The sequence below is a fragment of the Elizabethkingia occulta genome (genome assembly GCF_002023715.1).
In the GTDB taxonomy this organism is placed as follows: Bacteria; Bacteroidota; Bacteroidia; order Flavobacteriales; family Weeksellaceae; genus Elizabethkingia; species Elizabethkingia occulta.
Genome location: NZ_MAHX01000013.1, coordinates 211,067 through 236,867 on the forward strand (window position 1 = coordinate 211,067; position 25,801 = coordinate 236,867).

The following is a 25,801-nucleotide window of genomic DNA, read 5'->3' on the forward strand; positions in this document are numbered from 1 at the left end:
TATCAATATTAAATTTCAAGAAATAAAAAATACTAATTATGAGCAAAATAATCGGAATTGACTTAGGAACAACCAACTCTTGTGTTGCCGTAATGGAGGGGAAAGACCCTGTTGTTATTCCTAATGCAGAAGGTAAAAGAACGACTCCTTCGATCGTAGCTTTCACTGAAGATGGTGAAAGAAAAGTAGGTGATCCTGCAAAAAGACAAGCTGTAACCAACCCGGTAAATACAGTTTATTCTATCAAAAGATTCATCGGAACTCACTTTAAAGATGATAGTTCTGAAATATCAAGAGTTCCTTACAAAGTAGTAAGCGGACCAAACGATACTGTAAAAGTAAAAATTGACGACAGAGAATATACACCACAGGAGATTTCAGCAATGATCCTTCAGAAAATGAAGAAAACGGCTGAAGATTACCTTGGTCAGGAAGTAACAAGAGCTGTAATTACTGTTCCTGCTTACTTTAACGATGCACAAAGACAGGCTACTAAAGAAGCTGGAGAAATCGCAGGTCTTAAAGTGGAAAGAATTATCAACGAGCCTACAGCTGCTGCTTTGGCTTATGGATTAGATAAGAGCCACAAAGATCAGAAGATTGCTGTATATGACCTTGGTGGTGGTACTTTCGATATCTCTATTCTTGATTTAGGTGATGGTGTATTCGAAGTATTATCTACAAATGGTGATACTCACCTTGGTGGTGATGACTTCGATGATGTAATCATCAACTGGATGGCAGACGAATTCAAAGCTGAAGAAGGTGTAGATCTTAAAGCAGATGCTATCGCTCTTCAACGTTTAAAAGAAGCTGCTGAAAAAGCTAAAATCGAGTTGTCTTCTTCTTCTCAGACAGAGATCAACTTACCATATATTACTGCAACGGCTACAGGTCCTAAGCACTTGGTTAAAACTTTAACTAAAGCTAAATTCGAGCAATTATCTGCTGACCTTGTAAGACGTTCTATGGAGCCTTGTAAAAAAGCTCTTCAGGATGCAGGACTTTCAACTTCTGATATCGACGAAGTAATCTTAGTAGGTGGTTCTACACGTATCCCTATTATCCAGGAAGAAGTAGAAAAATTCTTCGGTAAAAAACCTTCTAAAGGTGTAAACCCAGATGAAGTAGTAGCTATTGGTGCTGCAATCCAGGGTGGTGTATTGACAGGTGATGTAAAAGATGTATTGCTTCTTGATGTAACTCCACTTTCTTTAGGTATCGAGACTATGGGTTCTGTATTCACTAAATTAATTGAAGCGAATACAACTATCCCGACTAAGAAATCTGAAGTATTCTCTACGGCATCTGATAATCAGCCGGCAGTAACCATCAGAGTAGGACAGGGAGAAAGACCAATGTTTAATGATAACAAAGAAATCGGTAGATTCGAATTAACAGATATTCCACCGGCTCCAAGAGGTGTTCCTCAGATCGAAGTAACTTTCGATATCGATGCTAATGGTATCTTAAGTGTATCTGCAAAAGACAAAGGAACTGGTAAAGAGCAGTCTATCAAAATTCAGGCGTCTTCTGGTCTTTCTGATGAAGAAATCGAAAGAATGAAGAAAGAAGCTCAGGAAAACGCTTCTGCTGATGCTAAGAAAAAAGAAGAAGTTGAAGTATTCAACAAAGCTGACGGATTAATCTTCCAGACTGAAAAACAATTGAAAGAGTTTGGGGATAAGCTTTCTGCTGACAAAAAATCTGCAATTGAAGCTGCAGCAGCTGAACTTAAAACTGCTTTTGATGCTAAAGACACCGAAGCTGTTAAAGCTAAAACTGAAGCACTAGACGCAGCATGGATGGCAGCATCTGAAGAAATGTATGCACAACAACAAGCTAACCCGCAAGCTGGTGCTCAGCAAAACGCAGGTGGTGGTGCAGAAGATGTACAGGACGCTGACTTCGAAGAAGTAAAGTAATTAGATATCAATAACGATTACTAAATATTAATAAATCGCGGTAAACTAGATGTTTATCGCGATTTCTCTTTTTATACGAAAAAATTATTTTATCCTTTTTTAATCATTTTATATCATATATTTGTACCATATTTGTAACGCGTCTTAAATGGTGACAATGTGCGCCTTATTATACCTTATTTTGTCTTAAATTTGTTCAAGTGATTGATTATAAGTATTTTATTTATTATGGGATTTAGTAAACTGAAAATACCTAGAATTTGTGAGCATTGTGGTAATGCTTTTGAAGCAAAAACAGTAACTACTAGTTTTTGTAGTAAGGCATGTGCAAATAAATCTGGGAAAGAACGCAGAAAGCGTGCAAAGGAAGAAGAATATAGGCTAACTATATTGCAAGAGTCCGTTGCAAAAATAGCAGATATTCAAACACGACCATATATAACAGTTAGTGAGGCGGTGGTTCTTTATGGAATATCAAGAGATACCATTCATCGTCTTATAAAAGATAAAAAGCTTCCCGCAACTAATATGGGGCAAAGGCTTACTCGAGTAAGTCGAGTTCATATAGAAGCAATGTTTTCACTTGTTCCTCTACCAGAAAAAGAGTCCATAGAACCTGTGAAAATGAATTATGAACTTAATGAATGTTATACATTAAATGAAGTTAGTGAAAAATATAATGCAAATGCATCAACTGTAAGTAAAGTAATTCGCCGATATAGTATTCCTAAACGTCAAGTTGGAAATTTTGTATATGTCCCTAAAGAACTAATTGATAAAGTATTTGCAAAAATATGAAACAGCTATCAAAAACTAAGGTTACGGTAAGGCTTCGTAAGGCGGAGAATAGGAAAGAGTGGTATGTATATTTGGAAAGTTACCCAGTATTAATTCCCGGTAGACCAATACGTGATAGAGAACCCTTAAATCGCATTGTTACAACAGTAGAATGGGATAAGAAACGTTCTGCTCGCACCGACATTAAAAGTGGGAAGCAAACTTATAAACCTAAAAGGGATGACAATGGAATTATCATTTGTAAGGGTGAAATTGATATAGAAACGATGCTATATGCTGATGGGATTCGCAAGCTTCGTCAGAGAGAATTTGATAATGCTGATTTGTATAATGATATTGAAAGTAAAGAAGTTGCAAAGAGGGAAAAGGAAGCAACAAATTTCATTAAATATTTTAGGGATCTTCAAAAAGCACGTCATTCTAATAGTTCAAAATCAATTAATACAACGTGGAATTCAACATTAGCATTTTTGCTTGAATTTGCTGGTAATGACTTAATATTTAGAGATGTGAATGTTTCCTTTGCAGAGCGTTTTCAAAGTTTCCTATTAACAGCAAAATGTAGAGGTTCTAAGTCAGGAATTATTAGCGTTAATACTGCTGGAACTTATTTTTCAGTTTTTAAAGCTGTACTTGCTCAAGCATTTATTGATGACTTTTATCAAAGTGATATATCAGATAAAATAAAAGGTATTGGTGTGGTAGAAACCCATCGTGAGCATTTGAGTATTGAGGAACTAAATAAGTTAGCTGTAACACCATGCCATGATGAAGAGCTTAAACGTGCCGCTCTTTTTTCAGCTCTTACAGGTTTAAGACATTGTGATATAAAAAAGCTGCGTTGGAAGGAGTTAGACGTACAAACTAACAGAATAAAAATACAGTTTCGACAAAGCAAGACTAAAGGAGCAGAGTATACTCCTATTTCTAAGCAGGCAATGGAATTGTGTGGAACGCCTCGACTTCCTGAACAGTTGGTTTTCGAGGATTTGATTGATACTTCCTGGATAACCCGTCCTCTTAAAAAATGGATTACTGATGCGGGTATTCAGAAACATATTACTTTTCACTGCTTCCGACATACATTTGCAACGTTGCAATTATCAAGTGGAACAGATCTTTATACCGTAAGTAAAATGTTAGGACATAAGAAAGTGACAACCACACAGATCTATGCCAAAGTAGTTGATGAATTAAAGGACAAGGCAGCTAATGCAATTCAGTTGAAATCGGTAGATTTGGAGCCACAAGATTAGTAAGTTTTATATATCGAAATTAGATGAAAGAAAAAAGCTACTTAAAGTATTTTAACAATATTGCAATGTATTTGCCCATCGTTATTTTTTCTATGATACTCGGAGTATTTGGTAGACTTGTAGTTATAAAAAAAGGAATTGACGAATATACTGGTAATGTTGTATTTTGGGTGATTTTTGGTTTATGCATAGCTGTTTACGCTAGTATTATTATTTTTTTTCATAGCATTGTTGAAATTTTCTGTAGAATTTTTAAAAAGAATAGTGGCAAAAAACTAGACAAAATCCTTGTTCCGGCTATAAGTATTGAGGAAATAAGAGAGGTAGAGAAAATCTCAACATTGGAAAAAGAACAAAATAAAAGGAATATAGCAATAAACTATACACGATTGCAGTTTGCTCCCTACACCACAGATGAAGATTTGCATTTACTTTGTAGATATATTGAACTTTACTCTGAGAGAAAATCTTTAAAGGATATTAGACCTATAAAGATAGAGAGGTTAACCTCTCTTGATCTCTATCATTTTGGATGGAATATATGGAAACATTTTGGAGTTGGAGATCAAATAGAAATTTCTTGTTTTCTTAAGAATGTGTTTGCAGATTGTTTGAGAGATGTTGAACCGGATAGTATTAAAAGTCATTTAAAAGATAATGAGACTAAGGGCTTAATAGTAATAAAAAAGGACTTAGCTATCTAATAATTACTAAATATTATTATTAATCTGTGATTTCAAAGTGTTTTCGTAGTGTACTGGTACACAGTGAAAACACTTGTTTTATTTGCAACATAACAACAATAATTGATAGTTATGGATGTAACAGAACTTTCGTTTGAAAATTTACCAAAGGCTATAGCATTTCTAATAAGTGAAGTAGCTGAGATCAAATCTTTGGTTCAATATGAACAGCCAATCTCAATTCCTGTCAAGCGTATTCCGATTGGAGTTGATGCGGTATGTGCAATCATTAATAAAGCAAAACCAACAGTTTATGCTTTGGTTCGAAAAAGAATGATCCCTTGTTATAAAAGTGGAAGGACACTCTATTTTTTTGAAGATGAAATAGTTGATTGGATTTCCAAAGGTAAACAGAAAACTTTGCAAGAGATAGCATCCGATGCAGAAACTCATTTTAAAAGAATTCCTCTGAAAAAGTAGTAATGAATCTTATCAAGACCTCACTTAGTGTTACATGTAGACATCTGATTGATGAGGAGTATATAGAATTTACTTATAGTTTTCTATAAATCCAGGATATGGATGAAGGCAAAAATTAAAGATCCGAATAATAATTCATATTATCCGGATCTTTAATTTTTTATAGTTGTTAATTAAACAAATTTATTAAATAGTGGTTTTGTTTACTACATATTGAATAAACCAGTTCGGAATTTGTTCTTGCTCAACATTAATGGTAAGTTCTCCACTATCTATTTCTGCAACCATCAACATTTCGTCGGAATTGTCAAATAAATATGCCCTATCAACAATTTTTAGAGCAGGATATAGGTTTTCGAGAGTATTGACATATCTTTTTTTTATTCTTTCAGGATCTACATTATGCCCACCTTTTTTTACCCGGTCATTAACTCTGGATATGTTAAGACTTGCTTCATCCAAACAAATAAAATATAAATAAACTCTGTATCCTTTTTTTTGGGCTTCTATAATTTCATCAAGTTTTGAGGGGTGGCTCATTACTGTTTCAAAAGCATAAGAAATTCCTTTATTTAGAAGATTCTCTCTTATAAAAGTAGTAATTAATGCAGCTTCATAGCTATGCGTATCACGAGATTTATCTACAATGATATTTTCTCTTATTTCTATATCTATTTTATGCCCTTCCTCCTCGGATTTTCGCAAAAGTGTTTTTGCATTAGGAGTTTCATAAAAGTTTAGAAGATCATCCTGCGTGAGTTCAAGACCGTACGGTAATAAATCAAGAAATCCTTTTTCAAGGATTTCTTTTTCTACAACATCGGAATTGATAAAGATTCCGGGTTTATAATTTTTTTGTTGAAAGGTCTCAAATAGAGTAGATTTGCCGGAACCATTTGGTCCCGCGAAAATTCTCAGTCTTTTTACTTCAGACATATTTTGCTTCCTTTAGTAAGACCACTTCTGTCAGATTCTATTTTTTTTAAAGAAGCTGTTTTGATCATTTCTCCGTGTTGGAATCGATAAATTGCGCCATTCTTAATGATTTCGAATGGAATATCTAAAGCAATGGATGATCTTTTAGCATTTCGTGATGCAGTAAGAGCAAAGTTTGCAAGTTGTTCCCTTCTTGCACCATTTTTGCGAGCTGTTCTCATCCTGCCTCTTAAGTTACTTCTACTTCTGCTCATTTTTATAAATTTACTTCGCTAAAATACAAAATTTATTCCTCCTTCTATTAATTTGACGAATTAAAAATCTTATCAATAAAATATAGTATTTCAATAAACATTTTATTAATTAACATTTGGTAAGTTATATTTATTTTTGTTTGATTAGCTCCTTTTATCTCCAGTAAAGATATGTATAGAAATAGTTACATGTAATTGATAATTTATTTTTATATAAAATTCAAACAGCCTATAAACTTTTTTCTTACATTGAATTACGGAAAACCGTAATGAACATAAATTGTCGTAGTTCTACGACAATTTTTCAAAAAAATACTATTTCATTTGTGGGTGAATTTTAATGATCTTATATTGGTAAAATAAAACCACAAATCATTAATGAAAAATAGTTATCCATTAAAACTCAAGACTTACTAGTTATTCAGTACTAATAGATTGAGACACGCCAATCCAAGGTAGAATAAATGAATCCTGAATCAATATTCTACACTGTTTAGATATAGAGAAGTGGCCTTCCCATTTCAAAAATATTGCAACTGTAATAAAACTCAAATTTTAGGAATTACCTGGCAATTGAGTATTTATAATAATTAATCAAGGAGGCTTATCAACATAAAGTCTCTTTAAATAAGCCAAATAAAAGCCTTTTTGTTTGGTTAAAAAATAGAAAACTTATTGAATATGAAACTGACGTATGATCGTTGGGGTAGAAATACCTACAATACGAGAGCCATTATGATCAAAAAATTTCATGAGATCGAGAGTTATATCATACGCCTGGATCAAATGGAATTCGCAGAAGTGCTTTTAGAAGATGATAAAACATCCCTGTATATTAATGGTAATGGTGAAGAATACATAATATCATTCAATACCGGTGAGGATAAATTTGACTTGGAAAATGATGAAGTTCTACATAGCTCTACCGAGAAGATTGAATTAACGATTAAAAGAGAGCTTAAAACATATCTTGCCAGAAAGGTCTTAACCATGGATCATGCCTTGAAAGCAGCACGATATTATTTTGAATTTAAGGATAAAGATGACTCTCTAAATTGGAAAGAGATTAAAAATGAAAATTAGGATGAAAATTTAATTAATATTTTTCTATACCGTATCAATAATGAAAACACTGAAAATACACAATCAATATGAAAAAGAAAAATACTCCAGAATCAGCCTTCTTTAAACCTGATGGGTACAAGGCTCCAGATAATTCCAATGCAATTAAGGAAAATAATATCATTGGAATAAACCGCATTGTTAAATTGGAAGTCGTTATAGATGGTAAAATAATTTCACATTTTAAGCATTTTAAGCTTAAACAGAGTACTAAAAGACATCATAAATTTGAACTTACACTGGCGCATGACAGCCTTGAAAACAGGCAGAGTCATACGTTGGAAAATGCCAATAAATTTCTAGGTAATCGGTTGACTGTTAAAATTTTGTATAAAGATGTTGAACAAAGCCCGGAAAGGGTTTTTGTTGGAGTGATTACCAAAGTAGGATTCAGCCAGGAACACCACAGCCTTGGAAATATTATTCTGAAAGGATTTAGCCCGACAATATTACTGGATGCCGCTCCTCATACCCAAAGCTTTGGAGGAGATCAGCCTGTGAATATGGGAATTATTGCCAATGAGGTTATCAAGCAGGGGATTGATAAAGGGAAGTTTGATTATCGTATAGATGCCAAGGCTTCTTCACAAATTCTTTATAGTACACAATATGATGAGACTCATTATAATTATCTGTGTAGAATGGCAGAAGCTTATGGTGAACAGTTCTTTTATGATGGTGAAGTACTGCATTTTGGAAATTTGCCGCCACAGAATAAAACGGTGGAACTTGTATATGGCAGTAATATCACCGGAATTAATGTGGAATTAAAAGCCGTTCATATCAATCCCAGCTATTACGGATATAATAGCAGTAGTAATGCAAAGCTTACTTCAGGAGAAACTCCGGTTGCTCATAAAGGGGACCTAGCTCAAACAGCATATAGAAATAATAAAGGAATTTTTAAAACACCATCACTTCGTATTGCCCCTCTCAAAGCGAGAACGGATATGGATGTCACCAATTCGCAAACGAGTACAGCAGGAAGTCAGGCGGTAGAGGTATTTACGGTTTCGGGAGAAACTACAGTTCCATTCCTGTATCCCGGATGTGTAGCGGATCTTAAAATGAGAAAAGAAGATAGTAATGAGACCAGCTATTTTACCAAAGTAATGGTTACTGAAGCAATCCATGAAATAGATACTTTAGGACACTATAAAGGAAGTTTTGAAGCTATTGCAGCAGATACTGGCTTTTTGCCCAAGCCTGAATTTACAGTGCCAGTAGCACAGCCACAGATTGCCACAGTGCTTTCCAATGCAGATCCTGAAGGGCAGGGTAGAGTTCAGGTAAGATTTGACTGGCAGATGAATGATACTACGAATTTTATCAGAGTGATGAGTCCGGATGCAGGTGGTACCGATCAGATCACTCAAAACCGCGGATATGTTGCCATTCCGGAAATAGGAGATCAGGTGATGGTTAATTTTGTTCACAGCCATCCTGACAGACCTTTTGTAATGGGCGGGATGTTTCATGGTGGAGTTGGTTTAGGAGGTGGGGCGAGTAACCGTGTTAAGTCTATCCAGACAAGAAGTGGCCATAGAGTAGTTTTTACAGAAGATGAAAGTATTATAATCACTGATAAAAGTGGTAACGAAATCCATCTGGATACCACAGGAAGTAATATTAATATTTCTGCACCGGAAACAATGACCTTAAATTGCAAGAATATGAATATTATTGTAAAGGAGAATATGAATACTTCTGTGGGAATGAATATTTCTGAAACAGCAGGTATGAATAAAAATACAAATATAGGTTTACTCAATACTCTTAGTGTAGGTACAAACTTTGTTACCAATGTGATGGGCAAAATGATAGAGTATATATCCGGAAATAAGGAAAGCAAAGTTGAAAAAGATACCCAAACTGTAGTGAATGGCAAAGGACAAGTTCAGACGCAAAATAATCATGAATTTCATTCCATGGAAGAAATCCAGCATAATTCAGGCGAAAAATCTAAAAGTCATTAGCTATGAGTAAAATTACAATTATAGGAGGTGATTTAATAGAGGAAGTCGGTGGAAGTTACAAGATTTATGCAAAAGGAGGTTATGAGATTACTTCCGGGAAAGAAATTATTTTTAATGCTAAAGGAGGAATTAAATATGGAACCGCTTTATCACCTCCTCCTCCAGAGGTAGAGGCTAAATGTATTGTGCACTTCCGTCCAAAAAATTGGAAAGGAGAATATGGGTTTTGTTGGTTTAGGGAGAAAAACAAAGAAATATCTGATTCTGAAGAGTATGATAAAATGGTGGGTAAATATTATCAGTTTAAGGATAGTGAACTCCTCGAAGAAAAACCGGAGAAATTTCAGAAAATACTGGAAACATATTATACATCAGATGATAGAGCTGATTTTCCTGATAAAGATACGACTGATACCTATCTTAGGTTTTACATTGGTGATGATAATAAATGGTATAAGTATAGACAAAAGGTAATAAAAAGTAAAGATAATACTGAAGAGTACGAGAAGACTGCATCTGAGACCATTCATAATTTCAAAAAAGACCCCCAATATAGAGATACTAATAACTCCCTGCAAAGGTTAAAAGATGAGTATTCATCCTTTCAGTATCCTAGAAAAGGTAAAAAAGATAGTGTTGAAACGGTTGTATATCACGGTTCCTATATTGCTTTATTTCCCCAAACAGCTAACTATGGAAAAAGTGAAGCAGATATAGATATGAAGATTAGTTTTCTGGAGGAAAAGAAACCTGATTATTTAGTTTTTAAAGTAGATGGCCAACCATTGAAAACAGACAATTCATTTATAGGAATACAGCAAGTTAAAAATGAAAAGTCCAAAAATCAAGAAGCTGCTGCACAAGGTGGTATCATAAAAATAGAGAATCCCAAGGAAAAAGAAACCATAAAAATTTCATGTAAGACAGCTGAAAATTTCACTACCGACAAAAAGATAGAAGTATATTCAGTCCAAATAAAAGAAGATAAAACGGAAATAGAAACTTTAGCAGGTTGTATAACTATGATTGCTCCTGTAATTAGAAATATTAATATAGCTATTGTAGGAGTTAAAAGTAAGATTACTGACGATGTCTCTTCTAAACAAGTCTTTGGAAGGCCAGTAGATAATTGGTTAATTTTTTTTAGAAAGGCATTGGGGCAGGCTTTAATAAAAGTAAATATAATTGATAAGCAAAACAGTAAGTTTATAGAACTAGATATTTCTAATACTCCGAAATTTTCAGCTACATTTGGAGTTACAGATGGAATAATTACTAAAACAGGAGGGTTAAAAAGATTACTTGATAAGAAATTTACAGAAGATTATTCATCAATTTCTGATACTCATTTTAAATTGTATTTTTTAGATGTTGGTTGTGGAGAGCCAGGTGAAGAAGGGGGGAGGACTTTGGGGTTCTCAAATTATGGAGCGACATCTGGTGTAATGTTTGATGGGCATAATGAAGCTACTATTGCTCATGAATGCCTTCATGCAATGGGACTGCCACATAGCTTTTTTCACCGAAATACTAGTTATGTATTTAAAGCTATGGAAACAAATAATATTATGGATTATTCTCACATGAAAGTAGATCCAGCAACTAAATCTGAGCATACTTCTAAAGCGCGATATTATATATGGAAATGGCAATGGGAAATTGTGCGTGGATATAGTTTACTTATCTAAATTTACTACTATGAAAAATATATTTTTAATTCTTGGTATATTAACATTGTTTGAGTGTTGTGCTCAACAGAAAATAATCCATAAATCTACCACCAATTCTATTAATGATTCTATTATGTTTGAAAAATTTGACTTTGATTTAGACGCAAATAATTATGCTGGTTATGAATATGCAGATGATTCATATAATAATTATGGAGCGAACGGATTTTATAAATTAGAGAACGGTGCTGTATTTAGCCCATATAATGGAAAGACAAGTATATCTTGTACTTTTATTCCGGCAGCTCCTGCATTCTATAGTATCGATTATATATACTATGAGAAAGGAAATATGAGAGCTACGGGTAAAATTGCAGGCTTTAGCAGTGGAATTAAAATTGGAAAATGGAAACTTTACGATGAAACAGGAAAGTTGACTGAGGTAGATGAGGATAAAAAATTCGGATTATGGGATTTTGATAAAGTACTTAGTGTATTAGATAAAGATGGAGTTATAAATCTAAAAACCGGGAAAAACAGAGAGTTTGAAAAATTGCAGTTTTTCTATGAAAAGGATAAAAAAGAATGGAAAGTAAAGGTCTTTAAAAAGAATATAAGTGTGCTTGTTGAAGAATATTGGGAATATCTTTTTGATGGAAATACCGGAAAATATACCCGTGATTGGTATGAGCGCTATAATAAGAATGCAGAAAAAGACATGAACCTTCCTCCTTTGAAAAACAGTAAAGCAAACAAGAAGAAGCAATAGCATGCAAAAGATAAATTATATTGTCATTCTTCTGTTAATGTGTTTGTCAAGCTGTAAAAGCAGATATTCAAAAAATTTCGTAACTGATAATAATTCTATTTTTTTTTGAAAAATTTGATTTCGATTTAGATGCAAGTAATTATGTTGGTTATGAGCATTCGTCTGATTCATATAATAATTATGGAGCAAATGGATTTTATAAATTAGAGAATGGTGGTGCCTTTTTTCCTAGCGAAGGTAAAGACTATTACAGCTATTATGTGATACCTCCTGTACCGTATTATTTTTCTTATTATTACAGATACTTTGAAAACGGTAATCTACAATTTAGTGGTAAAATAGGAGGATTCAAAAGTGGCATAGCAATAGGGAAGTGGAAATATTTTGATGAAACAGGAAAGTTGACTGAGGTAGATGAGGATAAAAAATTCGGATTATGGGATTTTGATAAAGTCCTTAGTGTATTAGATAAGGATGGAGTTATCAATCTAAAAACAGGAAAAAACCGGGAGTTCGAGAAGTTGCAGTTCTTTTTTGATAAGGATAAAAAAGAATGGAAAATAAAGATCTTTAAAAAGAATATAAGTGTGCTTGTTGAAGAATATTGGGAATATCTTTTTGATGGAAATACCGGAAAATATACCCGTGATTGGTATGAGCGCTATAATAAGAATGCAGAAAAAGATATGAATCTTCCTCCTCTGAAAAACAGTAGAGCAAACAAGAATAAGCAATAGCATGCAAAAGATAAATTATATTGTCATTCTTCTGTTAATGTGTTTGTCAAGCTGTAAAAGCAGATATTTAAAAAATTATGTAAGTGATAATAATTCTAATTTTTTTGAAAAATTTGACTTTGATTTAGATGCAAATAATTATGCTGGTTATGAATATGCAGATGATTCATATTATTATTATGGTGCAAATGGCTATTATAAATTAAAAAATAACGGAGCTTTTAATCCTGGTAACTATAAAGAGGGGCCTGGATATTATGTAATACCTCCTTCCCCTGCATTTAATAGCATATCTTATACTTATTATAAAAATGGAAAGATGAAAACTACAGGTAAGATCGCAGGATTTAATAGTGGAATTAAAATAGGTATATGGAGGTTTTATGATGAAACAGGAAAGGTTACGGAGGTTGACGAGGATAAAAAATTCGGATTTTGGGATTTTGATAAAGTCCTTAGCGTTTTAGAGAAAGATGGGGTTATCAACTTAAAAACCGGGAAAAACAGAGAGTTCGAGAAATTGCAGTTTTTCTATGATAAGGATAAAAAAGAATGGAAAGTAAAGGTCTTTAAAAAGGATATTAATGTGCTTGTTGAAGAATATTGGGAATATCTTTTTGATGGAAATACCGGAAAATATACCCGAGATTGGTATGAGCGCTATAATAGGAATGCAGAAAAAGACATGAACCTTCCTCCTTTGAAAAACAGTAAAGCAAACAAGAAGAAGCAATAGCATGCAAAAGTGCAATATGTAATAAATAACAATATATGAGGCTGTCCGAAAAATTTGGACAGCCTCATTTTTGCTGATTTTATTTCTTTTCTTTATCTCGAATGTCCTCTCAATTATGTTACTCAAAAAAAATAGGTGTGTTTTTATATTCTAAGATAATCGTTTTACCCATTTTAGGGAACTTTCGAGTTGCTTATGAAGATGAAAGTATTTAGATGCAAGTAGTGCTTTTTCAAAGGTTATTATCAAATTAGGAGGAAAACTTACAGGTTGACCTTTAATCATAAGTGTAATTTGTTCGTGAAGATCAATTTGGGTATTATTAGTCAAGTCAAATGTTTCACCATCGATTGTTATAGAAACAATGAAATTATATCTACCTCCACAGATTTTCAATTCATTATTATTATCTTTAAGAATAACTTCAGAAAATTCACTCTGATCAAGGCGAATAATATAATTTTCGAAATCTCCAAAGTTTTTAAAGGGAATTGTTTCTATTTTATTGGTGTTATTTTGATAGCGGTCAAATATAATTTTCATTGGGTATAATTGTTATTTATCTATCTACTGTTTTGTTAAAATTTTTATACTAAAATACTAATTATTCACTGTATTATGAAATAAAAACAAGGTTGTCAATAGATAAACGGAGAAGGAGACTGCATTAGTCTCCTTTTTTCCATGTTTTCAGGTAAGTGAACTATTGGTAGGAAGTCCGTGAAATACTATTTTTTCATTAAGTTCATTAGAAAAATTTCCGTTACATTTTCAAAATTAATAGTACCAAAGTCTTTTGAGTTTTTTACAATAGACGGTATATCCTTGTTAGGATTATTTCTGTCTGTATATTCTTCTCCATATTTATTTAGTAGTATTTTTCCTTTACTCCATTTGGAAACTCACTACTTTAAGTATTTCCTATAGAACCTGATTGAGCAACCTTTTGCTTTTTGACTGCTCTGGAGCAGAACAATCCATAATTGTGACATGTTTGGCCAAGATTTGAATGGTAAACTTTAAATAGAAAGTTATCTATTCTATTTTATTAAATCTATATCCTTTGTTTTGCATTTTTTCTTCCGCAGCTTTCAAGAAATTATTATACTTAAAATAGAGGGTTCCATTTACATTATATACTTTTCCAATACTATTTCCCTGTTTATCATAAATTTGATATGAATCGCTATTTATTTTTTCAGAAAATAATTTCATTTCTTTTTCTATATTTTGCCCATCAACATTCAATATATTATAATCTTTTTGAATGGTAAACGTATATAATTCGCATATTGCGAAGCCGTAATCGTTAGTAGGTGTACATAAATCTCTTTCATATTTTCCCTTCATTGCTTTGTACAAATCATTTTTAGATTTGTCGTGAGTATGTGATTTCTGTCCTGAAATAAATATTATCAAGGTACAGAATACTAATGAGTATATTTTTTTTAACATTTTATTTTAGATATTCTTTACAATTTATTGTTTTGTTTGTTGTAGAAGTTACACCTTCTTCATCTATCTCAAAAGTTTTCATAAACAATGTTCCTAATTCATCTAAATAGCCGATTTTTTTTTCAACAATGGATGGATAATTTTTGCTAGAATATACATTTAATCGTTTTACTAAATTATTTTGATCATATATTAAAACATCAATATTTTTTTCAGAAGGAGGAAAATCATAATTTGAATCATTAATAGTTTTATAATATTTTAAATAAACAATCTGTTTGTTTTCAATTGAATACGAATCGATTAGAAATAAAGAATCTATCTTTTCCTTTTTATCACTATCTAAGAGTGCTTTTTTATATGTATTATCATTAATGCTTTTTCCCTTTATATCATCAAAGAAATCCAGTTGGTCCATATTTTTTTGATAAAGAGAGTCCTCTTTTGTCATAGGCTCTCCTTCATCAAATACTTGAACAGTCCAATGTTTGGGAAAATTAAATAATGATAAATTTTTATTTCCTAATGCTCGAAATTTTAATTGTTGTTTTGTTTCATTTATCGTGTTGGAAGTGTCATTAACTTTTACATTAGTTTTGGTACATGATAAAAAAACTAATACTGTTATAAGTGCAATATAATTTCGCATAAATTTATTTTTCTTTAATTATTTTAATCTTTGTTTCATCAAAATTTCCACTATGCAAATGGTCATCATGTAAATCTCCTCCATCAGACGTATTTTTTAATTTTTTGAAATATGCGTCATTACCCACTTTTCGCTCTCCAAAATGAAAGAACATCATTGTATCAATAAATTTTTGGTCCTCTTCCAATTTCCATAAATATTTAGTATCAATACTCTCTCCATTAACGTGAAATTGACTTGGAAAACAAGACCCATATTTAAAACAAGACCCTGTTGTAAGAATTGAATATCCAGTTTTTGCTAATGCTCCTATAAATCCTGCAAAATAATTTGGTCCAGTATATTGGCGTTTTGTGCCTGAGAAGCTATATTTTACATAATTTACCTTTTCAGGCATTTTTACAAGTTCAATTTTTTCAGAAGTTGAGACATATAGTCTCCAAAAGGTATCTCCTTTATTTGAACCATACTCGGCTACATCTCCATTTTCATATATTACCCTTCTTTTTGTTTGTCCTTCATTCACAATATCATCACTTAGAACTTTTGAGTGAGTAGGTTTCGAATATAATTTTTTCTTGCTTCTAAGTTTTTTTGTTGTTATATGCCAATCTGTTATACATATGTCATGTTCTTTATTTTCTTTATCATGATAAACGTATTTGTATTTTTTTGCATATTCTGGTTTAATGATTTTAGGAATGTGTTTTTCGATTCTTCCACTATCGTAAATATGATACGTAACTATTCCTGTAGCATTAATTTTTTCATTGGAATTATTGTCTAATTGACATTCATACGTTTTAGCTTTATGTTCACTTCCTTTTTGATACCAACCTTCAATCGCTTTTTTTACTTCCCACATGTATGTTTTGGCTTCAACATTTTTATCATATCCTCTTTTATAAATCGTTCTGCCTTTTTTATCTTTTTTTCCTGTATCTACTTGATTTTCCCACTCTCCGTCTTCTTTATGAAAAGCTGGGTTATTATAATATGCTTCTCTGCTATTTGTCCATAAAACATAGTTGTCTTCATTACCTTTCCCTGTCAAATTCGGCAAAAGAATACATAAATATAAATCTGTTAAATTTTTAATTTTATCTTTTTTCAAAGCAATATGTTTCTCAACATAATCCAATTGCTGTATTGCTGTCATTTTGATAAGAGCAGATGTTGTTGTTTTTAGCGTCGATGCAGCAGAATCTCCGAACTGTATCAGTCCGTAGTAACCCATTCCGTTATCGTATTTATGGTTAAATGTGCCCATTGTTTCTAATGCCATCACTGCCATTAAACGATTTGCACCTTCATTTTTATCTTGTGGCAAACCTAGGTTTTTCGCTATTTGTACAACTTTTTTCCTAAATTCACAACTCACTTTTCCTCCCCAAATTAAGTCTTTATACTGTTCTTTACAAATACAACTATTTATAGGTTTTTTTGTTTTTTCCACAGCTGTTGCAGTATCTCCACTTGGTACTTCCGTTGGAATAGCATCTGCGCTCACAGGCATCACCGCAGATTTTACAGAAGTATCATGATGTATCACTTCTATAAAATAATCCTGTCTGCTGCTGTCAGTGCCGAAGCCTTTTGCTTTGTCAAACATCTGTTTTGTAAGCTGTACTCCTATAAAATTAGTATCACCTACTAGTACATAATCTTTTTCATAAATCAAATCATTAGTCCACTCGAAATTATCCTCTTCCCATATCTTGATCTTTACTTTTTTATTCTTCATATCTTTTGAGATAATCTTTACGACTACGATTGTTCCCACTTTGGAAGAATGAAGCCTGTTTCCTTTATCATCAACAAATTCAGCACTCAAAATCTTTCCTTGTGGATCGTCACTTTTTTTTCCTCCTGTGGTCACCGGAAACTTTGGAGAATCGGGCTTGGGTTTCGGCTTCTCTGGAGCAGGTGTCGTTTTAGGTTTTGCAGGTGAAGGTGCATTTCCTTTGGGAAGTTCTCTTTTTCTCGGGGGTGTGGGGTTATAAGCAGGATTAACTACATTTACGTTTGGACTCGCTTTTTGTATGCTTTTACTTACTACATCGGCTGTTACATAATATTCGTGGGTGGCTCCCTCACTTTTATCTCCTGGTGCTGTGCGTGCATTGGCAATCAGAACAGCCATCGTGTAAAAAGGTAACCTGAAAACAGCTTCCGCCATTCCTTTCTCATTCACTCTACTAAGTACAGGAACGGGGTTGATTTTATTCATTGCATTAACTACAGGATTGTGCCCTTCTCCCTGGGCATCATCTTCCCAAAGTGTAAAAGCAATACTCATCCCGAACATTTCCACACAATATGCCCTTGCAATAATGGTATCTTTGTAGCTGAGCTTTTTACCTTTCGGAATAGGTTTATAGTTGGCATCCAGAAGTTCTACTCTGGTTATTTTTGGTTCTTTAGCCCGTTGCGGGTGTACAACAAGTTCTCCAGAGTCTTCTCCCTGCCGTACAACGATCTTTATTCCCTTGTGCAACAAACTTTTCTGTCCGAAAATATAAGGAACTATTTGACCTTCTTTATCGCTTCCGCCTTTTCTCCAACCTGTCTTGGTTTGTACCATAACTTCCCAATGAGCTTTGGGTACTTGTAAAGGATTTTGAATAGATTTTAAAGGGCTCAACCAGTCACTAACTGAAGAAACAGAATACATTTCCTTTTTTCCTATCACTGGTTTATCGTTTCCGATAATTGTTAACTTTCCCATCTTTGTGTGCTTTTATTCGTAAATATTTAAATCATCTTCCTGCTCATCCTGAAATTCTTTATAGTCAATCAGTGGGTTTATATTTTGGTGCTCTTTTGAATCTGCATTTCTGACATTCTGCTTTGTAATCTCCGCAATTTGCCCATGTTCTTTTATTGTGATTTTCCCACCAGTTGTACACATCAATTCTGAAATTTCCGTAATACAACTTTTGTTCATGACTTTTGTTTTTTCATAAGGTTTCTGCCACTTTCCTGCGGGAGCAAATGCACAAGGCAAATACCCGCCTGAACTTGGTTTTAGCTTGCATTGTCCAAAGCTTGGACCAGGAGGGGTAAATTGTACATCATCTTCGGTAACTGCTAAATAATCAGCTTGACCTTCCTTATTATTCCAATAATGTTTCTGGTGTGAGGTTACTTTAAACTGGGGAAACTGGTTCCCCTGGTTGCACTGAGCTTTCCCTTTTTGGATCACGAAATATTTACCATCGTGTGGAGAAGTATTTTCTGACATCGTATTGTGATTTTGGTGTTTATGTATAATCAATTATTATCTTTCATTTTTTCAAGCAGGAATATTTCTTTCTCAATATTTTCTTGAACATAATTCCGGAATATTGCTTCTATTCTTTGTAATGAATTTTTTTTTCTGTTGAAAATATATTCAGCAAAATGCTCACAGTCTATAGACTTGTATGTTATTTCAGTATTACGGTATTGGGAGTCTTCAGAGTGCAGGGCTTCCTGGTTCCTGTTATCAGAAGAAGTACCTTTTTGCAGTATCTTTATCCATTCGTCATCCAATGATTCTTTAGGAAGAAGGGTATTTCGAAATTCAAACCTTACAGGCTGAGCATCAAAAAGCCAGGGATAGAAATCAGAATAAACATCCGAACTCGTCCAATTCCCTAATTTAGTTCTGTAGAATGCCCCAAACATAAAAGTGTTCAGTAAAGTATTTTTAAACTTTTCTAAAAAGGCTTTAGGATCTTTTACAATATTTTTCATTTTTTCTATATACGCTGAAGAATACTGATCCGGGAAGAAGTTCTTAACGGAGTCCAGTTCAGCAGAAATATCAGTATGGTCTTTTGTTGGTTCTATATTTTGAATTTTACCATTGGAACTTATCACTAGCCTGACAGGATAGATAATCTCCATGCACATTTTTGCTAATGTTGATACTTTATGATCTGAAATTTCATCGTTTTTCTTAAAATCAAATGCACTAAACCGGAAATAGAGGTCATTATCCTTTATGAATTCAAAAGTTAACTGAACTTTTTGTTCATAATTATTGAGTATTTCCTCATTGAAATACACAGTCCGCGTGATTTGATATTCGCCATCCCATAAATCAAAGGCAAAAGGAAATTGTCCATCAGCAGGAAAATCATAAAAGCTTTCATGATTTTCTTTTATTCTCAGGTTTATTTCTTTAATCTGTTTTGGGGAGGGAACTGAAAGTCTGGTCGCATGGACAATATCCCCTTCAATATATTCTGTAAGGGGAGAGTTTTCATTATGAAAATCGCGCAGATAATCAGGATTTTCAAGATATATTTCATCGCAAATTTCGGCAAGAGTTTGCCCAGGCTTTGCGTTGTATATCATCATTTTATTCGGTTTTTGTGATTATGTCACAAAAGTTAGAAAAAAATATTTTTTAAAAAAAATAAATTCCAAGAAATCTAAAAAAGTGTCGTAGAACTACGATTAACATAAAATCTATTTTGCGCATTAGCGTGAAAGCGTTTGCTGTATAATTAATTAGTGATTTTTATTTTTTACATATTTAATATGCTTAATATCAACTATTTATAATTGCTAATTTGATTTTCAGAATATTTTGAAAATAATGAAATATAATACGTCAAGTTTTGTCGCCACGGTAGCTCATCTTTGTAATAGAAAGGAAAATGAAAAAACAAAATTCCCAATCCCTAGCTATTTAATTATTTATTAACCTTTAAAATACAAATTATGAAAGATCCACCTGCTGAAAAGAATTTCAGCCTATTAAAACATCAAAAAAACAATTTTAACAACTTTAAAAATTTACAATTATGACATCAAAAACAGAATTAAAAAGTTATTTCGAAAACGGAGATATGCCAAATCAGGAACAATTTTGGGAATGGATGGACAGTTATTGGCACAAAGAGGAAGTTATAGATCCAAGTGCAATGCAGTATACTAATGCTGTACCTTCAGTATTTAAAGTGGGAGGCATTCCAGCAGGAACGACTTTCGACAAAATGCCTATTAAAGACTTGCTAGACTATCTATTTTACGGGAAAGTAGATTTATCAAGTACCGAGATTAAGTTTAAAATCAGAACTACCCAGCCTAATGAAAGAGTACCGGTTGCCATGTTAAGAACAGCGGCAGAGGTTGCCCAGGCAAAAGTAAACTATGGCGACGGGAAAGAGGAAATGATTGTTGTACCTACTTATAATGGTTCAGAATCCTGGACAGATGGTGAAGGGAATACACACTATATTGACACTGGAAATACATTCTATCATGTATATGAAATCGCGGGTGATTATGAAATCACGATCAATGCTGAAGCTAATGTAAGTTATGCGAGGTTTTGTGAGGGACTTACAAAAAATTCACAGGGTTATTTTGAGCCAACGATAAATAATTACATCATAGAAGTTTCTAAATTTAAATCTAGTTCATTAACCAATCTTGATTATACCTTTGCTGGTCTATCGGTTGCGATTCCATCGGCTGATTTTAAATTGGAAACACCAGAGGTTACAACGATGAATTCTACGTTCTACGGCTTTGGAGAACAGAAAGAATTTGAAGCTTTCCCAGCTGATATGCTTTCTCATATTACTAAACCAACTGGACTAAGAGGAACTTTCTTTAGAGCAGGTCTTAAAAAAATCCTACCGGGATTCTTAGATAGTCTTTTCAACTTGGAAACTGTATTCGAGTGTTTCAAAAACTCTAAACTAGGTAAAGGATATTATCAGGACGTTTATCCATGGGATTATAGGGACAAGCATTCTATAGATTCTTCATATGATTTTATTCCGGTATCGCTATTCTGGAAAAACCCAAAACTAAAAGATGTATCCCATTGCTTTAATTACATCGGTGAAGGCTGGTTTGGAAATCTCACTTCAGGCTATCTGGCTTATAATATAGTTAGAAGAGAATTGTTCTGGAATGGAAAATCGTTGGGGAATACCAAAGGGACTATTGAGAATGCATTCTATATGTTTGCGAAAAATAACAGAATCCTTTGTGAGGCCAATATCCTGAAATATGCCCCTGAAATGAAACATATTGGAGGTATGTTTACGCAAACTAATCAGGTTTCTCATGCCATCAGCTGGGGAGGAATGATTCCTATTGCGAAGAATGAAACCACTTCTATTCGTTCTTATGATGGTGGGCAACCCGTTGAAGTGGAAGGAAATGGTTTGACATACGACTTAAATGTAATGTTCCCAGACACGAGTTATCCAAAAATTCTAACGCTGAATGGTGCATTTACGGTAGCTGCAACATCGGATACTTATGGATTTAATCACCATATAGATTATAATGGAAGCGCTAATCCTGTTGTTATTGATCAGAGCTTGAACGGAGCTGCATTCCTAGCGAAATTCCCGAATGCTAAATCTGGAAGTGTAGATTCGTATGCACAAATGATGCTTGGACAATCCGGAGGCTCGACAGCAGATAAAGCGGATGGTAGAAATGGTGTGTTCTTTATGCTGGATCAGGATAGCAGAATTACCGATAAACAGGAAGTTCCTGCATTAGTTTTCAATAATGCAATTCCGTATTAAAAATGCAGTAATGGGATAAGGTAACAATAAACCAAGATAGCTTATTATAGATTATCCCTCTTAGTTAATATATAAACTTTAAACAATCCTTAAAAATTGATCTTAAAAAGGTCAACAGGGAAAACTATGTCTAAAAATTAGAAAAACAATCAATAAATATTAATATTATGAGTACAAAAAGTAACAACGCAACGCAAACACTTTTTCGTTTTGCGAGTCTTAGAAACCCACAATTAGCTGAAGCTAAAAATAACGACAATTTTATTGTAAGAAGTAAGGAGTCAAAAGGTTATTTCGATTCTCTTATTCAGGAATGGTATGCTCCCCCTGTAAAAGAAACTTCTAAGCTTAATTATCTTATCGAAAAACTTAATGAAAATTCCGAAATTTCATCTATTAAAAAAACTGAAAAAGCTCTTATTCAGCTTTTAGGATATTTCTACGAAGCAGGAAAGGTTCTTGCTCAGAAAAGAGATTTTGAGAAACTTTCAGACCTTGAACAGCTTATGGCTGATATTCAGGCAAAAGTGGATATTACCAATTCTGCTGAAAGTAAATTATTAGATCCTTCTTCGGAAAATGTAAAATCGCTATGGGATAGCTTAATCTACCAGATGCTTACGCAGAAAGATTTCTATGTTAAAGAAATTATTATTCAGTCTCTGCAAGCAATTAACTGTTTTACAAAATATCAGAAATTAACGACAGAATCTGAAAAAGAGAAATTAGAATTACTTCGTAAAGCGGCGACAGCTAAAGTTGTTATTCCAGATTATCTTTTCATTGATTCAGCTAAACCAGAAGATGAAAACAATATTTTCACAGTTAATGAATCAAAAATTGGGAAATCTTATATTTTTACGGATAGATCCGGACAAAAAAATGTAGGAAGCCCTAGCTCCCAAGTTGATTATTCGGCCAAAAATGCCCGAATGGAACTGGCTATCGAATCTTATAAAAAGGTAAAATTAGAACAATTACAAAAGGAATTAGAGAAGGAGCAAAAGAATTATAAGAAGGAATATTCTAAAGCTTATGACATTGCTTTGGAAAAGTACCAGCAGGAAATTCTACCTCTGGCTCAGGAAAATAAAGGGACAATTTCCGCAGATACGGCACAAGAAATAAGCGAAGCTAGTAATAATACGCAAGCTCCTAAAGTGCCGGAATTTATTTTTGAACATAGCGAAAATATGGCGGTTATTTCACAAAAAATTTCTGCCAACTCTCGAAATACATTAATTCAGTTAATGGAACTTTCGGATCATTCTAATACTACTGAAATAGCTTCTTTTGCAGAAACACAGAAAAGTTTAGCTCCTGTACTTTCTGATGAAGCAAGTTTTTCTTTCGATGAGGTTTTTGAAATAATTGATGAAAACTTATCAGAAATTCAGGATAATATAAAGCAGCTTTCAGATGCTCAGAAGAAACAATATGTAAAAATGGGTAGTGCTTTGATCCCCGTAAATCAATCTTCTGAAGAAAATTATGCATTTTCTTTTATGGGCAAATCAGCGGTATATTCTGCCGGAATTCAGAAATGGAATTTTTATCTCACTCTGAATCTTCCCGATGATTCCTGGAATATTACTTCCATCAATTATCATATACAAACCTCTGAAGGGAATGTACAGGATGGGAGCTATTATACATTGACCAGATATAATGGGCAAATTTTTCTTGCGGACTTTTTTTATAACTATTTCACAGCAGCAGAAGCAGATTATCCGGTAAAGCTTGAGTTTGATATTGTTTTTAGTAATGGTGAAAATGCAAAGGTAATTATAGATCAGAGAATTGTTTCGGATCTGTTATATGCAGGAGTATTTAAACTGGATGAATCAGATGCTGATTCAAATAACAATATTTTTATTCCCAATGGTTTTGGTATCAAAAGGTTAGGTATTGCTGACTATATGAAGGTTGAGCAAACGCTCCATGCCTATGTACCGGGAGAAGTTTCCAATATCGAAAATGTAATGGCAAGTGAGCTAAGGCATAAAAGCTCATCAAAATTATTAAGAACAGAAGATACTGTTACTACAGCTACCTCCACCGAAGTGGAGCATATTTCAGATACAACTACAGCAAGTAGAAATGAAATGCAAACTGAGGTATCTAAAATTTTACAGCAGGATAAAAACATAGAAAGCCATACTTCTCTTAGTGGAGGAGTTTCGACAAAGTTTGAAGTCGGAGGTAGTTATGCCAATCGTACTTCCAAAGAAGATGCTACAAGACAAGCTGTGGCTAAATCTCAGGAAATTACTACGAGAGCTATGGATAGGGTTGTTAGTAAGGTCAGTGAAGAAAGGGTTAGTAAAATTATTCAGGAGTTTACAGAAAATAATGTCCACGAGTTTGATAACAGGAGCGGGTCTCAGCATATTACTGGTGTTTACCGTTGGGTAGATAAGAAAATGAAAAATCAGATCTACAACTATGGAAAAAGAATGATGCTAGAGTTTATGATTCCACAACCGGCAAAATTACATGATCTGGCTACAGATAGTATTATTAAAAATTCTCCGGTATATGAAAGGCCTGTTGATCCAAGAAAGGATGCATTTGTTCCGATGAAAGGAGCAGGCAGTGCTACAGAACAAACCATTCGTTACTGGGCAGATGCTTTTGGTGTTGAGGTCCGTGATCTTCCAAGAAAGACACTTGTTCATCATGTTCCTAATGTATTCTATGAAATAAAGGAAGATCAAAAGCAGCGAAATCAGACATTATCATTACCAGATCATTATTCAGCTAAGACAGTCACTGTGTATTGGGGATTTGAAAATGGAAGAATGCGGGTGAGTGATTTTATGGGTGGAATGATAGATCTTTTTAATAATGGTGATGGAAATTATACAGTAAACAATCTGGATATTGTAAACAATTTTGAATTTAAATTTCAAGGAATTGGGGTGGATTCATTCAATGTTTCATTTGATTTTTCGTGCGAATTATCTGATGAATATATGCTATCGTGGAAACAGGAGCATTTTACCAAAATTATTGATGCTTACAAAAAAGCATTGCAAGAATGGGAAGATAAAGTAGCTGCTTTAAAAGAAGAAGAAAAAGAGGAAAAGGAGAAATCAGATAGCTACCCATTCTACCGTCAGATTGAAGAAGTAGTGCTAAAGCATAATTGTATTGCTTATCTACTGCAAAGCTATAGTAAACTAGGAACCAAACTCTATGATGTGACAGCTGGTGAAATGAAAAGCTTCAAGATGAGATTAGGTAAGAATCTGGATGAGTATACTGCTCTTGCAAAATTTATGGAACAAGCTTTTGAATGGGAAATAATGTCCTATAATTTCTATCCATACTATTGGGGAAATAAAGATGACTGGAAAGATATGTATTTATCCGAAAGTATGGATTCACTCTTCCGTAGCTTCTTACAGGCCGGTATGGGACGAGTAATTGTAACGATTAAACCTGGTTTTGAAGATGCTGTTAATTTTTATTTGGCAACAGGTAAAATATGGAACGGTGGTGAAGTTCCGGTAATCGGAGATCCACTCTACGTATCTATTGTGGATGAATTAAAAGAACCACAAGGTGAGAAATACGGAAAGGCATGGATTACCCGTGTCCCAACAACCCTAACTATTTTACAGGCCAAAACTGTTGGATTGGAAGTTGAGGATGCATTACCTAGAACGATCGAAATACCTGAGGAATTCGAAGTGCCGGCAGATGTTGTTACTGAAAGCGATTTCCAACTGAAGGATAATCTGAAGCTGGAAGGAAGCGATAAGCCTTCTACCCTGAAATAAATATTAACAACAGGAATGGCGGTAT

21 protein-coding genes are annotated in these 25,801 nt (G+C 33.6%); 13 read left to right on the top strand and 8 right to left on the bottom strand.

The features are described 5' to 3' along the window. Positions 1–38 precede the first annotated feature (38 nt). The 5 genes from dnaK to BAZ10_RS07385 all read left to right on the top strand — a co-directional run bounded on the left by dnaK (position 39) and on the right by BAZ10_RS07385 (position 5,142). On the top strand, positions 39–1,925 hold the full coding sequence (dnaK, locus tag BAZ10_RS07365) for a molecular chaperone DnaK (RefSeq protein ID WP_078771507.1): 1,887 nt from the start codon (positions 39–41) through the stop codon (positions 1,923–1,925). Between the two features lie 228 nt (positions 1,926–2,153). Further along, on the top strand, positions 2,154–2,723 hold the full coding sequence (locus BAZ10_RS07370; RefSeq protein WP_078771508.1) for a helix-turn-helix domain-containing protein: 570 nt from the start codon (positions 2,154–2,156) through the stop codon (positions 2,721–2,723). Continuing rightward, on the top strand, positions 2,720–3,979 hold the full coding sequence (locus BAZ10_RS07375) for a site-specific integrase (protein ID WP_078771509.1): 1,260 nt from the start codon (positions 2,720–2,722) through the stop codon (positions 3,977–3,979). The genes BAZ10_RS07370 and BAZ10_RS07375 overlap by 4 nt, the downstream gene beginning before the upstream one ends. 23 nt (positions 3,980–4,002) lie before the next feature. Next, a complete protein-coding gene (locus tag BAZ10_RS07380; protein ID WP_078771510.1) occupies positions 4,003–4,683 on the top strand; it encodes a hypothetical protein in 681 nt (226 codons plus the stop codon). Between the two features lie 111 nt (positions 4,684–4,794). Continuing rightward, a complete protein-coding gene (locus BAZ10_RS07385) occupies positions 4,795–5,142 on the top strand; it encodes a helix-turn-helix domain-containing protein (protein WP_078771511.1) in 348 nt (115 codons plus the stop codon). 186 nt (positions 5,143–5,328) lie between these two features. Here BAZ10_RS07385 and BAZ10_RS07390 read toward each other — a convergent pair whose 3' ends face one another. Together BAZ10_RS07390 and BAZ10_RS07395 are read right to left on the bottom strand one after the other, a co-directional pair. After that, entirely contained in the window at positions 5,329–6,078 is a 750-nt protein-coding gene (locus BAZ10_RS07390) for a zeta toxin family protein (protein ID WP_078771512.1), read from the bottom strand. Further along, on the bottom strand, positions 6,066–6,332 hold the full coding sequence (locus tag BAZ10_RS07395; RefSeq protein WP_078771513.1) for a hypothetical protein: 267 nt from the start codon (positions 6,330–6,332) through the stop codon (positions 6,066–6,068). Before BAZ10_RS07395 ends, BAZ10_RS07390 begins: the two co-directional genes overlap by 13 nt. 681 nt (positions 6,333–7,013) lie before the next feature. On the opposite strand from BAZ10_RS07395, the gene BAZ10_RS07400 reads away from it, so the two are divergent. The 6 genes from BAZ10_RS07400 (at position 7,014) to BAZ10_RS07425 (ending at position 13,342) form a co-directional block, all read left to right on the top strand. Beyond that, positions 7,014–7,415, top strand: a complete 402-nt coding sequence (locus BAZ10_RS07400; RefSeq protein ID WP_078771514.1) for a hypothetical protein — start codon at positions 7,014–7,016, stop codon at positions 7,413–7,415. Positions 7,416–7,483: 68 nt separating this feature from the next. After that, on the top strand, positions 7,484–9,430 hold the full coding sequence (locus tag BAZ10_RS07405) for a type VI secretion system Vgr family protein (RefSeq protein WP_078771515.1): 1,947 nt from the start codon (positions 7,484–7,486) through the stop codon (positions 9,428–9,430). Between the two features lie 2 nt (positions 9,431–9,432). Then, complete coding sequence (locus BAZ10_RS07410; RefSeq protein WP_078771516.1) at positions 9,433–11,118, top strand: zinc metalloprotease; 1,686 nt, start codon at positions 9,433–9,435, stop codon at positions 11,116–11,118. A gap of 10 nt (positions 11,119–11,128) precedes the next feature. Next, positions 11,129–11,869 (top strand): hypothetical protein, encoded by a 741-nt coding sequence (locus tag BAZ10_RS07415; protein WP_078771517.1) that lies wholly within the window; start codon positions 11,129–11,131, stop codon positions 11,867–11,869. A 260-nt stretch (positions 11,870–12,129) separates the two neighbouring features. Further along, a complete protein-coding gene (locus BAZ10_RS07420) occupies positions 12,130–12,606 on the top strand; it encodes a hypothetical protein (protein WP_078771518.1) in 477 nt (158 codons plus the stop codon). A 1-nt stretch (position 12,607) separates the two neighbouring features. Continuing rightward, a complete protein-coding gene (locus BAZ10_RS07425) occupies positions 12,608–13,342 on the top strand; it encodes a hypothetical protein (RefSeq protein ID WP_078771519.1) in 735 nt (244 codons plus the stop codon). A gap of 150 nt (positions 13,343–13,492) precedes the next feature. Here the strand turns inward: BAZ10_RS07425 and BAZ10_RS07430 are convergent, their stop codons facing one another. The 6 genes from BAZ10_RS07430 to BAZ10_RS07455 all read right to left on the bottom strand — a co-directional run bounded on the left by BAZ10_RS07430 (position 13,493) and on the right by BAZ10_RS07455 (position 19,793). Beyond that, positions 13,493–13,885, bottom strand: a complete 393-nt coding sequence (locus BAZ10_RS07430; RefSeq protein ID WP_078771520.1) for a hypothetical protein — start codon at positions 13,883–13,885, stop codon at positions 13,493–13,495. Between the two features lie 492 nt (positions 13,886–14,377). After that, positions 14,378–14,797, bottom strand: coding sequence for a hypothetical protein (locus BAZ10_RS07435; protein WP_078771521.1), 420 nt, complete (start codon positions 14,795–14,797; stop codon positions 14,378–14,380). A gap of 1 nt (position 14,798) precedes the next feature. Continuing rightward, positions 14,799–15,446 (bottom strand): hypothetical protein, encoded by a 648-nt coding sequence (locus tag BAZ10_RS07440; protein ID WP_078771522.1) that lies wholly within the window; start codon positions 15,444–15,446, stop codon positions 14,799–14,801. Positions 15,447–15,450: 4 nt separating this feature from the next. After that, complete coding sequence (locus BAZ10_RS07445) at positions 15,451–18,174, bottom strand: hypothetical protein (RefSeq protein WP_078771523.1); 2,724 nt, start codon at positions 18,172–18,174, stop codon at positions 15,451–15,453. 12 nt (positions 18,175–18,186) lie between these two features. Further along, positions 18,187–18,690, bottom strand: a complete 504-nt coding sequence (locus BAZ10_RS07450; protein ID WP_078771524.1) for a DUF4280 domain-containing protein — start codon at positions 18,688–18,690, stop codon at positions 18,187–18,189. Between the two features lie 29 nt (positions 18,691–18,719). Beyond that, positions 18,720–19,793, bottom strand: coding sequence for a hypothetical protein (locus BAZ10_RS07455; protein WP_078771525.1), 1,074 nt, complete (start codon positions 19,791–19,793; stop codon positions 18,720–18,722). 449 nt (positions 19,794–20,242) lie between these two features. Between BAZ10_RS07455 and BAZ10_RS07460 the strand changes: the two genes are divergently transcribed. Then, on the top strand, positions 20,243–21,991 hold the full coding sequence (locus BAZ10_RS07460; protein ID WP_078771526.1) for a hypothetical protein: 1,749 nt from the start codon (positions 20,243–20,245) through the stop codon (positions 21,989–21,991). A 167-nt stretch (positions 21,992–22,158) separates the two neighbouring features. Then, positions 22,159–25,776, top strand: a complete 3,618-nt coding sequence (locus tag BAZ10_RS07465; protein ID WP_078771527.1) for a hypothetical protein — start codon at positions 22,159–22,161, stop codon at positions 25,774–25,776. Positions 25,777–25,801: the final 25 nt, after the last annotated feature.

Excerpts from the sequence above, each read along its gene's own strand:
- BAZ10_RS07370 (WP_078771508.1), top strand. The coding sequence starts at position 2,154 with ATGGGATTTAGTAAACTGAAAATACCTAGAATTTGTGAGCATTGTGGT.
- BAZ10_RS07410 (WP_078771516.1), top strand. The coding sequence starts at position 9,433 with ATGAGTAAAATTACAATTATAGGAGGTGATTTAATAGAGGAAGTCGGT.
- BAZ10_RS07465 (WP_078771527.1), top strand. The coding sequence starts at position 22,159 with ATGAGTACAAAAAGTAACAACGCAACGCAAACACTTTTTCGTTTTGCG.
- BAZ10_RS07430 (WP_078771520.1), bottom strand. The coding sequence starts at position 13,885 with ATGAAAATTATATTTGACCGCTATCAAAATAACACCAATAAAATAGAA.
- BAZ10_RS07460 (WP_078771526.1), top strand. The coding sequence starts at position 20,243 with ATGACATCAAAAACAGAATTAAAAAGTTATTTCGAAAACGGAGATATG.
- dnaK (WP_078771507.1), top strand. The coding sequence starts at position 39 with ATGAGCAAAATAATCGGAATTGACTTAGGAACAACCAACTCTTGTGTT.
- BAZ10_RS07400 (WP_078771514.1), top strand. The coding sequence starts at position 7,014 with ATGAAACTGACGTATGATCGTTGGGGTAGAAATACCTACAATACGAGA.
- BAZ10_RS07445 (WP_078771523.1), bottom strand. The coding sequence starts at position 18,174 with ATGGGAAAGTTAACAATTATCGGAAACGATAAACCAGTGATAGGAAAA.
- BAZ10_RS07415 (WP_078771517.1), top strand. The coding sequence starts at position 11,129 with ATGAAAAATATATTTTTAATTCTTGGTATATTAACATTGTTTGAGTGT.
- BAZ10_RS07425 (WP_078771519.1), top strand. The coding sequence starts at position 12,608 with ATGCAAAAGATAAATTATATTGTCATTCTTCTGTTAATGTGTTTGTCA.
- BAZ10_RS07380 (WP_078771510.1), top strand. The coding sequence starts at position 4,003 with ATGAAAGAAAAAAGCTACTTAAAGTATTTTAACAATATTGCAATGTAT.
- BAZ10_RS07450 (WP_078771524.1), bottom strand. The coding sequence starts at position 18,690 with ATGTCAGAAAATACTTCTCCACACGATGGTAAATATTTCGTGATCCAA.
- BAZ10_RS07390 (WP_078771512.1), bottom strand. The coding sequence starts at position 6,078 with ATGTCTGAAGTAAAAAGACTGAGAATTTTCGCGGGACCAAATGGTTCC.
- BAZ10_RS07395 (WP_078771513.1), bottom strand. The coding sequence starts at position 6,332 with ATGAGCAGAAGTAGAAGTAACTTAAGAGGCAGGATGAGAACAGCTCGC.
- BAZ10_RS07435 (WP_078771521.1), bottom strand. The coding sequence starts at position 14,797 with ATGTTAAAAAAAATATACTCATTAGTATTCTGTACCTTGATAATATTT.
- BAZ10_RS07455 (WP_078771525.1), bottom strand. The coding sequence starts at position 19,793 with ATGATGATATACAACGCAAAGCCTGGGCAAACTCTTGCCGAAATTTGC.
- BAZ10_RS07440 (WP_078771522.1), bottom strand. The coding sequence starts at position 15,446 with ATGCGAAATTATATTGCACTTATAACAGTATTAGTTTTTTTATCATGT.
- BAZ10_RS07385 (WP_078771511.1), top strand. The coding sequence starts at position 4,795 with ATGGATGTAACAGAACTTTCGTTTGAAAATTTACCAAAGGCTATAGCA.
- BAZ10_RS07405 (WP_078771515.1), top strand. The coding sequence starts at position 7,484 with ATGAAAAAGAAAAATACTCCAGAATCAGCCTTCTTTAAACCTGATGGG.
- BAZ10_RS07375 (WP_078771509.1), top strand. The coding sequence starts at position 2,720 with ATGAAACAGCTATCAAAAACTAAGGTTACGGTAAGGCTTCGTAAGGCG.